Here is a 10,278-nt window from a genome sequence, read left to right as displayed (position 1 = left end):
ATAAAGAGTATCTGAGTAACTCTTTTAAAAAAGCTAAGAAATTTTGTCAAACCCTAAGTACGGGTGCAGCACCTTTGGCATGTTAATGCCATCCGGCGTCTGGTTATTCTCAAGTATGGCCGCTACAATGCGTGGCAGGGCCAGTGCACTGCCGTTAAGCGTGTGCAGCAACTGCGTTTTTCCCTCGTTCTTGTAGCGCAGCTTCAGGCGGTTGGCCTGGTAGGTTTCAAAGTTAGAGGCAGAGCTCACTTCCAGCCAACGCCCCTGGGCAGTAGAGTATACTTCCATATCGTAGGTGAGGGCAGAGGTAAAGCCCATATCACCACCGCATAGGCGCAGCACGCGGTACGGCAATTCCAGTTTCTGCAGCAGCCCCTGAATGTATTGGCTCATGTCCTCCAGCGCCTCGTAAGATTTTTCCGGCAGCGTTACCTGTACAATCTCCACCTTATCAAACTGGTGCAGGCGGTTCAGGCCGCGCACATCAGCACCCCACGAACCAGCTTCGCGTCTGAAGCAAGGGGTGTGGCCAGTATTCTTGATCGGCAGTTTATCTACAGGAACGATCTCGTCGCGGTACATATTCGTAATCGGCACCTCAGCCGTTGGAATCAGGTACAGGTTATCTGCGGTAGCATGATACATCTGGCCGTCTTTGTCTGGTAACTGGCCAGTACCGTAACCAGAAGCTTCGTTTACCAAAATAGGTGGCTGTACCTCTACGTAACCAGCGTTCATGGCTTCATCCAGGAAGAAGTTGATAAGCGCGCGTTGCAGACGGGCACCTTTGCCTTTATAAAAGGGGAATCCAGCGCCAGAAACCTTATTGCCAAGTTCAAAGTCGATGATGTCGTATTTCTGGATCAGCTCCCAATGTGGCTGCGCTCCTTCGTGTAGTTGCGGAATGGTGCCGTGCTCCAGTACTACCTCGTTATCTTCTGCGCTTCTGCCGGCAGGCACACTTTCGTGCGGCAGGTTCGGTAGTTTATATAAAGCTTTCTGAATTTCATCTTCTACTGATGAGAGTTGCTCAGCTAGTGCTTTGGTTTTCTGCTTTAGCTCGGACGTTTCGGCTTTAGCGGATTCTGCTTTTTCTCGTTCGCCATTCTTCATGAGCATACCAATTTCTTTTGCAAGGGAGTTGGCGCGGCTCTGAAGTGAATCATGCTCGTTCTGGGTTTGGCGTCGCTGCTGGTCGAGCTCCAGCAGAGCGGCTACTTCTTCGGCCGCATTTTTGTAGTTTTTCTTGTTCAAACCAGCAATTACCTGCTCGGTCTGCTCTCTTAAAACTGTTAGCTGTAGCATAGTTAAGGGTTATGTATAAGCACAAAAATAGACTTTTTTAGCTATCTAGAGGCCTTTACGAAATATTTTAAGTGAAATTTGAAACTTTTTGTATAAAATGCCCCGTAATATTTGTTAATTAAAAGGCATTGCAATAACATTGTGGTACAATTGAGGAGGGCCGTATTCCTGTGCCTATCTGACTCTTTCGCAATCTATTCTATATTTCCTGACAAAAAACTAAATCTCTCGCTTTGGCCGTGTACCGCGGAACCTGGCAAGTTAAGTTAACTACCATACCATTATTTATGTATAAAATTGAAGAATTGAAAGATAGGCTTCTTTCAGAACTCAAAGAAATTGCTGAGGACCTGGGCGTTAAGAACTTTAAAAAACTTAGCAAACAAGAAATCATCTACAAAATTCTGGATCAGCAAGCCGTTACCCCACCTGAAAGCTTATCCAAAAAATACAACTCACCTGCGCCTGAAGCCTCTTCTATGCCTGCTGCACCAGCTGAAAGTACAGATTCTGTTGTTGTTGAGCCAACCATTAGCACTCCTATAGTAGAAACAAAGCGTGCTGAAGCACCCGTAAAAACGGAAAAACGCGCACGTACGCAAACAGTAAAAAGCGCTGAAAGCGCACCGCAAGCTTTTGTTCCTGCCGAGTCACCTGTAAAAGATCATGGTTCCCAGAACAGCCGGGAGCGTGTGCGCCGCGACCCTCGTAGCGAAAGCAAAGAGGAAAACCGCAACGATACCAGGGACAACCGTAGCAGCGATGCACGCGACAACCGCAACGAAAGCCGCAACAACGATAATAGCAGAGATAACAATAACCGTCAGGATACTCGTAGCCAGGATACAAGAGAATCCAGAAACGACAACCGCGGCAACGACAGCAGGGAACAGAGAACGGACAACAGAGAGAACCGTAACGACAACCGCAGCAACGATAATAACCAAAATAACCAACGCCGTAACAACTCACAACAGAATGCTAATTCAAACAACTTTAAAGAGTTTGATGGCATTATCCTGAACGAGGGCGTATTGGAACTGATGCAGGATGGGTATGGCTTCCTGCGTTCCACCCATTATAACTACCTTGCCTCACCGGATGATATTTATGTATCTCCATCTCAAATAAAGCTTTTCGGATTAAAGACAGGTGATACGGTAAAAGGCCAGATTCGCCCACCGAAAGAAGGAGAGAAGTACTTCGCCCTGCTTAAAGTAGAAACTGTAAACGGACGTACCACAGAGGAAATCCGTGACCGCATTCCGTTTCAGCACCTTACGCCACTCTTCCCAGAGGAGCGCTTACAGCTTACAACCCGCCCAAGCCAAATGTCAACACGTATTCTGGATCTTTTTGCCCCAATAGGTAAAGGCCAGCGTGGTATGATTGTGGCGCAGCCTAAAACAGGTAAAACTGTGTTGCTGAAAGAGATTGCCAACGCTATTTCAGAGAATCACCCGGAAGTATACCTGATGATCCTGCTGATTGACGAACGTCCGGAAGAGGTAACAGATATGGCCCGTAGTGTAAAGGCAGAGGTAATCGCTTCTACCTTTGACGAAACAGCAGAGCGTCACGTAAAAGTATCAAGCATTGTGCTGGATAAGGCGAAGCGCATGGTAGAATGTGGCCACGATGTAGTTATCCTGCTTGACTCTATTACACGTCTGGCGCGTGCTTATAACACTGTAGTTCCTTCGTCTGGTAAAATCTTATCAGGTGGTGTGGATGCGAATGCGCTGCACAAGCCGAAGCGCTTCTTCGGTGCTGCCCGTAACGTTGAAAACGGCGGCTCACTTACGATCATCGCTACTGCCCTGATCGATACAGGTTCTAAGATGGATGAGGTAATCTTCGAAGAATTTAAAGGTACTGGTAACATGGAACTGCAGCTGGATCGCAAACTGGCGAACAGACGCGTTTACCCTGCTATCGACGTGCCTGCTTCTGGTACACGCCGCGAAGACCTGCTGATGGACAGAGACGAGTTAAACCGTATCTGGATACTGCGCAAGTTCATGTCGGATATGAATTCTATCGAAGCTATGGAGTTCCTGAAAGACAGAATGAAGGGCACCAAGAGCAACGAGGAGTTCCTGATTTCAATGAACAGCTAACAGTAGCCGTTAACATACTTTATACTTGCAGCCTGCCATACTTTATGTGTGGCAGGCTGTTTTGTTTTATACTTAACCATTAAAGTTTTCTGATCTTTAGCCTTAGTCTGCCGCTGCTATTCTTCCATAGTTTCTGTTTATTTCCTGCTGACGCTAGCTTGTAGCTAATGCCTACTATGTTGTAGAGCTTCCAGCTCTACTGGCTCGCAGAGCCATACCTACTTAGCGCTGGCTATACTTGCTACAGAGGAGACAGTCGGGACAAGGTAAATTTCCCTCCTTAGGCAAGGAGGGGCTAGGGGTAGTTAGATAGCATGACAGCAGCTATGCACATCAGTTTAAGGAACTTGCCACCTACTCAACTCTTGCGAACATGTAAGGTATTTGCTGCCAAAGTAACCATCCCTGATTCATAATTGCGAAGAAGATCTACCACCAGAAATCATAAGCTGGCTGTAGCAGAAGGTAAAAAGTGTAGGTAGCAACAAACCCAAAAATGATGTGTGCGAAAATAAGGGTGTTCAGGTACGTGCGGAGCCTTATGAGTGGTGGGTGAGGGTGTAGCATAAAGAAGAAGAACCATACGGCCATACCTGCTAACCCATTTGCAAATCCGAAAAATAAGCCCCAGGAAGCAGTGATGGCACCCACGCCAGCGTCCCAGAGAGCCAGGTATAGCAGGGCAAAAAAGATGCCTATAGCATAGTGTGCCAGCGTGCCTACTACTTTAGTGCTAGCGTCGCCTGATAAGCTGCCATCTGCTTGTGTGCGGTTGAGCAGCATCGTGCCTAAGATGCGGATAACTTTCATTACCCGGCGTGTAGCAAAAGAGAGCAAGTATAAAAAGGCAGTCATGGCGGCTGTACCGGCTATGCCTGCTACTAGGGCATCTAAAAATTTCATAGGGACATGCTTTATGTTTTTTATACGCTTTTACAGAGCTAAGTTTACGGCATCCATATCCGCATCAGCAGGATCAGGATAAAAGCAGTGCTGATGCAGATAGAAGAAAGCTTGTTCATCAGCATTGTATTCTCATAATTGACTGCCTGCCGGTTTCGTAACGCGCGCATTACCCAATTTGCAAAGAAGTAAACGATGGGTGCTGTACACACTATAAAAACAAATATGTTTCGGGCTTGCTCGGTAGTCAAGTATAGCCATAACAGTAAGCTGGCTCCTGTGAGCAAACTTAGCCCTGAGAAAAGATAAGTGCCTCTGATGCCTAATATTAGGCTAAGGGTGCGGTCGCCACGTTGGTAGTCTTCTTTGTGTTGATAAATTTGAGTAAGGGGGTAGGAGCCGCAGAGCAGCAAGGTGCTGACAAGCGCAAACCATACATTAGGTGTTTGAAGCACCTGTTTAAGTGGCATACCTGTACCTACTTGCACCAACGTGTATGTAAAGGCTCCCTGAAAAAAAGTAACCACAAAGGTACTCAGGAAAGGGTATTTCTTAAGGCGAATGCCATCGTAGCTGTAAGCTTTTGAGATGAGCAGGTATAAAGCAATAAAACTAGAGAACAGCGGAGAAAGTATAAGTGCCGAAAGTACTGCAAGTATATCGAATACTAACACGAGGTGCATTAGCTGGCGTGTTACCTTCGGCGGATGCTTGAGGCCTCCAATACTACCTTCATCCCGATCAAAATAGGAGTTATAGCCATTACTGGCGGGGTAAACGAGGAGGTGCAGAATCAGGAAAACAGCGATTGCCCGCTTTAGCTCAACATGATGCATCGTGCTGAGGGCAAACCAGAAAATCGGCATCAGGTATACCGAAAAAGGAATCCGCATGAGCGTGAGGGCATTTCGGTAGCTAGTCATTTACCATGAATTATATAGCTTAGCTGTTTGGTATACTATAAAAGTCTTTAACATTGGCTGCAGCACTTTACTAACCGAAGCAGATTAAATTAGATAGGCTTAGGGTATCCTATTAAGTAAATAACATTTTTACCGACTCCAGCTCCAGCACGGCCTGAGCGCCAGGTATAGTCGGTAACGTTTACCTCTTCTGCCATACGTTGCAGCTGCTCCGGCGGGTATATACGCAGCAATGAAACTGTGCCATCCCAGATTATACCTAACGGAATAAGCGGAATAATATATGTATAGAACAGCCTGCTGATCTTGAATGGCCTTATAAAAGGCGTTACTACAAGTATAAGGAAGGGGAAAGCCAGCCATAGCAACAGCATTTCCAGCCAACTTTTTCGAGCGCCTTCAAAAATTCCAATGGCTGCCCGCTTGTCTGCTGCATCCTGTAGTATGGCTTTGGCTGTGGCAGGCGGAAAATGATGAAACGAGGAGAAAATGGTACGTACGCCAGCTACACTTTCAGGCACAGCAGTGGCATTTACAGGTTCAGGAATATAGGCTATACTGCCTCCGGATTTGTGGTGCAGGTACTGGTAAGCTGTAATGTTTGGGTAAAGATCGGAAAGTGTAATGCCAATGGTACTGCCCATGCGTTCGCTCAGTTGCTGCTGGATGGCAGCTATGCCTCCGCCTGCACCAGAGCAAAGGTCGGTTATGTGCTGTTGCTGCGTTCGTTCCAGCAACTCCTGCAAGAGTGGCAGCGCGGCTTCATACGCATTTAGTTTCGTAATCATGAAGCGAAGAAAATCAAGCATGCCCTGCCTGATGGTGTGCGGAAACCAAGGCTGGTCTTCTAACTCGAAAAGCTGTAGGCGGAGGTTCAAAGGCTCTTTTTAAGATGAGTTACTCTACCTCCGCTTTAAAAGTTGCTGTTTCCGTTTCTGTCGCTGACAGGAGGCCTGCAACAAGTATAAGCTTGTTAAGCTATACCTTCGTCGCTGGCTCCAACGCGGAGGCCGTCTCCAGTGTTACTGAAAATCTGCCAGTACTCCGCAACTGCCTTTGTGGGGTCAGGCAATACAGATAAACGGGTGCCATCGCTGAAGTATAGCATTAAGCCTAATGCGTCCTGCTGCTCTATGCGCTCCACTACCAGATTCGGGTTATCGTTTATCAACTCCATCAAGCGCTGGTCGCTCATGCTGGAGCCCGGCTTCTTCCAGTCCCATACCGGGGATGGCAAACCTGTTTCGCGCCTGCGGATAAATATTTCCTCTTGTTTGATGGTGGCCCCAGAAGGCTGGAGAAGTTGCCACGGGCAGTTCAGGGCCAGTGTTAGCTCGCCTACATCCAGCACCAGACCTTGTGGGGTAGTATAGTGGGTATGCCCAAAGTGAAAGTACTGCACTGCCTCGGTGCGGGTAGTTTTAGTAAGCTGTAATCCTATTACTCTATTAAAAGCCTGTTGTACTGTTGCTTGCATGTTTAACCAGGTAAGTGATCTGTAGCGTTTACGGCAAAGATAACCAGCGCCTGCCACAGATGGTAGCTTTGTGTCCCATTCACGAAGTTTTGTACAGCATATTCCTTGTAAGTTGTGTACAAAAGGTATCTTTGCAGTCGTTTTGTTTGAAATGTGAAAAGGAATTTTTGCAGGGAAACCTCTGTTTGATAGCAATGCCGAAAGAGCAAGAAAAAGTACAAGAGCCTAAAACACCAGCCTATAAAAAAGTAGTGCGCTTCGTCTGGAAATTTTTTTTCCTGGGGGCAGCAATCCTGCTTATTTACCTGCTAAGTGTAGAGTATAACTTATTCTACTTGTTTGGCTCCTCCCCAAGCCTCGACAGATTAGAGAACCCTCGCTCTGACCAGGCTTCGGAGCTATATACAGCCGATGAGCAGCTAATAGGAAAGTACTTCCGTGAGAACCGCAGCCCTGTTGGTTACAAAGAAATGTCTCCCCGGCTCATTCAGGCGCTAGTTGCTACAGAGGATGCACGTTTTTATGAGCACGCAGGTATAGATCCGCAAGCTATCGCCTCAGCTGTATATGGCAGTTTTAAAGGCGATGCCCGGGGTGCGAGTACTATCACGCAGCAGCTGGCTAAAAACCTCTATAAAACACGTACCGATAACTCAAAGGGGGCTTTAGGCTATATCCCCGGGTTAAATATTGTTATTTCCAAGACAAAGGAGTGGCTGACGGCTATAAAACTGGAGCAGCGCTATACCAAAGAAGAAATTCTGGCGATGTACCTGAACACGGTCGATTTTGGCTCTAACTCATTTGGTATAAAAGTAGCGTCTAACACCTTTTTTAATACATCGCCAGATAGCCTGAAGGTAGAGCAGGCAGCCGTACTTATCGGTTTGCTGAAGGCACCTACTTATTATAGCCCCCGCTTTAACCCAAACAACGCTACACGCCGCCGCAACACGGTTTTAGGGCAGATGGTGAAGTATGGCTACCTTCCAAAAGCCGATGCAGACTCGCTAAGCCAGTTGCCGTTGGTGCTAGATTATAGCGTAGAAAACCATTACGATGGCCCAGCTACTTATTTTAGAGGTGCCGTGGCCGATTACCTGCAAGAGTGGTGCAAAGAAAACGGGTATGACTTGTACCGCGACGGGCTCAAGATCTACACCACCATCGATTCCCGCATACAGGCGCATGCCGAAGCAGCTATGGAAGAGCACATGCGAAAGCTGCAAAAACGCTTTGATAACCACTGGAAGGGAAGAAATCCGTGGGTTGACGAAAAAGACAAAGAAATTCCGGGGTTCATTGAACAGACTATCCAGCGTACAGCCTACTACAAGCGCCTGAAAGACAAGTATGGCGATGATAAGGCGGCTATTAATCGTGAGTTGAACCGCCCACGTGAAATGAAGGTGTTTACCTGGGACAATGATTCTTTAGAGAAGACAGTTACCATGAGCCCGCTGGATTCGCTGGCGTATTACAAGCACTTTCTGCATGGCGGTATGATGACCATGGATCCTTTTACCGGACATATCAAGGCGTGGGTAGGCGGTATCAACTTCAAGTACTTTAAGTATGATCACGTGAAGCAGGCACGCCGGCAGCCAGGTTCAACGTTTAAGCCTTTTGTCTATGTATCGGCTATCGACAATGGTTACTCGCCCTGCGACAAGATTGTTGACAAGCGCATTACCATAAATTATGTAGAGAAGGGCGAGAAGAAGAGTTGGTCTCCTACTAATGCCGATTGGGAATATACGGGTGCCCCTATGACCTTGCGCCGTGCCATGGGCAAATCAGTAAACTCCGTTACGGCACAGCTAACAGAGAAAGTAGGCTGGGAAACAGTGGTGAAATATGCAAAGCGATTAGGTATAAATGGTCCATTAGAAGCGGTTCCCTCCATTGGTTTGGGTCCAAGCGATGTTTCTATCTTTGACATGGTAGGGGCTTACGGTACTTTTCCGAACCACGGCTTTCACACTGATCCAATGTTCATCACGCGTATCGAAGATCGCAACGGCAACCTGATACACCAGTTCACGCCAAAGCAAAAGAAGGTATTAAGCGAGGAAACAGCTTTCCTGATGATGCACATGCTGAAAGGGGGCATGGAGGAACCAGGTGGTACATCGCAGGCGCTTTGGGAGTATGACCTCTGGAAAGGAAACGAGATTGGAGGTAAAACAGGTACTACCTCTAACCACTCTGATGGCTGGTTTATGGGAGTAACAAAAGATTTGGTAACAGGGGTTTGGGTAGGAGGCGAAGATCGCAGTGTCCACTTCCGCACCTCTCAGTTAGGAGAGGGCTCTAAAACGGCCCTGCCGGTATTTGGTCTCTTTATGGAGCGTATGTATAAAGACACCTCCTTAGGCTATACTATGGGCCGCTTTCCGGGGCCTACAGTTAAAATCAATAAGAAGTATAACTGCACCACCGTACTGCCCAGGCAGACTGTGCCAGACTCCGCTGCCGTAGATTCGGTACTGGAGCTGCTGAACATGGGTAATATGCTGTAGCAGCAGAAAAGATTTGATAAGTTAAAAAGCAGAAGGGCCAGCTATAGTATAGCTGGCCCTTCTGCTTTTATTTAGTAGGATTCACTTAATCTTTCTCGGTTTCATAAAAGGATTCCAAGGCATCTTCTACATAAGTATACTCAAAGGTGAAGCCGGTGTGAAGTACTTTGTTTGCACTTACCCGTTGGCCGGCTAGTATCACCTCGCTCATTTCGCCCATCATCAGGTTGATAGCAAAGGCAGGCACCTTAGGTAGCACCAATGGCTTTTTCATAGCCTCAGCTAATTCCTTTGTAAACTCTTTATTCGTAACCGGGTGTGGGGCTACAGCGTTGTATACGCCCTCAAACTGCTTGTCTTCGATGGCACGAATAAACAAACGGCATACATCATCAATGTGCACCCAGGACATATATTGCTTACCGGAACCCAGAGGCGCACCAGCCATCATTTTTACAGGTCTGGCTATTTGCGGTAAAGCGCCTCCTTTTATACTTAGCACTATGCCCAGCCGCATAATCACCGTGCGTATGTTCAGGTCACGCATTTGCCAGGCAGCGCTTTCCCAGGCCTTACATACCTCTGCCAGAAAATCATCGGCCGAGTTACTCTCCTCAGACATTAATTGCTCACCGGAGTTGCCGTAGATGCCCACTGCTGAAGAAGAAATAAAAGCTTTTACGTGGTGCTCTGCATTTCGCAGACTTCTGTGCAGCAGGTTTATACTGGCAGTACGGCTGTTCAGGATTTCCTTTTTGCGCTCATCTGTCCATTTCTCAGAAGCTACGCTTGCACCAGCCAGGTTGATGATATAATCTGCGTAAGTGATGGCATTTTCATCAATATATCCCTCCTTAACATCCCACTTAAAGGTTTTGTAAGTAGAAACTTTATCAGGGCTCCTGCTTAGGTGCGCCACTTCGTAGCCCAGGTCTATCAGCATTTCTGATAAACGCATCCCTATTAAACCTGATCCTCCTGTAATTAAAATTTTACCTGGCATAAGATATGAACATGTTAGCGCAGTG

The 10,278-nt window shown here is 47.1% G+C and carries 8 protein-coding genes; 2 read left to right on the top strand and 6 right to left on the bottom strand.

Annotation, left to right across the window (positions count from 1 at the left end; all coding sequences use genetic code 11):
* Nucleotides 1–33: 33 nt before the first annotated feature.
* Complete coding sequence (serS, locus tag ACFQ2O_RS02080) at nt 34–1,305, bottom strand: serine--tRNA ligase (protein ID WP_377522514.1); 1,272 nt, start codon at nt 1,303–1,305, stop codon at nt 34–36.
* A gap of 287 nt (nt 1,306–1,592) precedes the next feature.
* On the opposite strand from serS, the gene rho reads away from it, so the two are divergent.
* Nucleotides 1,593–3,425 (top strand): transcription termination factor Rho, encoded by a 1,833-nt coding sequence (rho, locus tag ACFQ2O_RS02075; protein WP_377522512.1) that lies wholly within the window; start codon nt 1,593–1,595, stop codon nt 3,423–3,425.
* 429 nt (nt 3,426–3,854) lie between these two features.
* On the opposite strand, the gene ACFQ2O_RS02070 is transcribed toward rho, so the two are convergent.
* The 4 genes from ACFQ2O_RS02070 to ACFQ2O_RS02055 form a co-directional block, all read right to left on the bottom strand.
* The gene (locus tag ACFQ2O_RS02070) at nt 3,855–4,328 is read right to left on the bottom strand and encodes a hypothetical protein (RefSeq protein ID WP_377522510.1); all 474 of its coding nucleotides are present in this window, start codon (nt 4,326–4,328) and stop codon (nt 3,855–3,857) included.
* A 44-nt stretch (nt 4,329–4,372) separates the two neighbouring features.
* Nucleotides 4,373–5,251, bottom strand: a complete 879-nt coding sequence (locus tag ACFQ2O_RS02065) for a UbiA family prenyltransferase (protein ID WP_377522509.1) — start codon at nt 5,249–5,251, stop codon at nt 4,373–4,375.
* A gap of 89 nt (nt 5,252–5,340) precedes the next feature.
* The gene (locus ACFQ2O_RS02060) at nt 5,341–6,129 is read right to left on the bottom strand and encodes a class I SAM-dependent methyltransferase (RefSeq protein WP_377522508.1); all 789 of its coding nucleotides are present in this window, start codon (nt 6,127–6,129) and stop codon (nt 5,341–5,343) included.
* 95 nt (nt 6,130–6,224) lie between these two features.
* Nucleotides 6,225–6,728: a hypothetical protein gene (locus tag ACFQ2O_RS02055; RefSeq protein ID WP_377522506.1), complete on the bottom strand. Its 504-nt coding sequence runs from the start codon at nt 6,726–6,728 to the stop codon at nt 6,225–6,227.
* Between the two features lie 194 nt (nt 6,729–6,922).
* Here ACFQ2O_RS02055 and ACFQ2O_RS02050 point away from each other — a divergent pair, with 194 nt between their 5' ends.
* Nucleotides 6,923–9,250 (top strand): penicillin-binding protein 1A, encoded by a 2,328-nt coding sequence (locus ACFQ2O_RS02050; protein WP_377522505.1) that lies wholly within the window; start codon nt 6,923–6,925, stop codon nt 9,248–9,250.
* 85 nt (nt 9,251–9,335) lie between these two features.
* Here the strand turns inward: ACFQ2O_RS02050 and ACFQ2O_RS02045 are convergent, their stop codons facing one another.
* Nucleotides 9,336–10,253, bottom strand: a complete 918-nt coding sequence (locus ACFQ2O_RS02045; protein ID WP_377522504.1) for a TIGR01777 family oxidoreductase — start codon at nt 10,251–10,253, stop codon at nt 9,336–9,338.
* Between the last annotated feature and the right edge of the window lie 25 nt (nt 10,254–10,278).

Origin of the sequence: Pontibacter rugosus (assembly GCF_042678745.1) — a bacterium.
GTDB classification, from domain to species: Bacteria; Bacteroidota; Bacteroidia; order Cytophagales; family Hymenobacteraceae; genus Pontibacter; species Pontibacter rugosus.
This window is presented reverse-complemented; position numbering and strand designations above follow the sequence as displayed.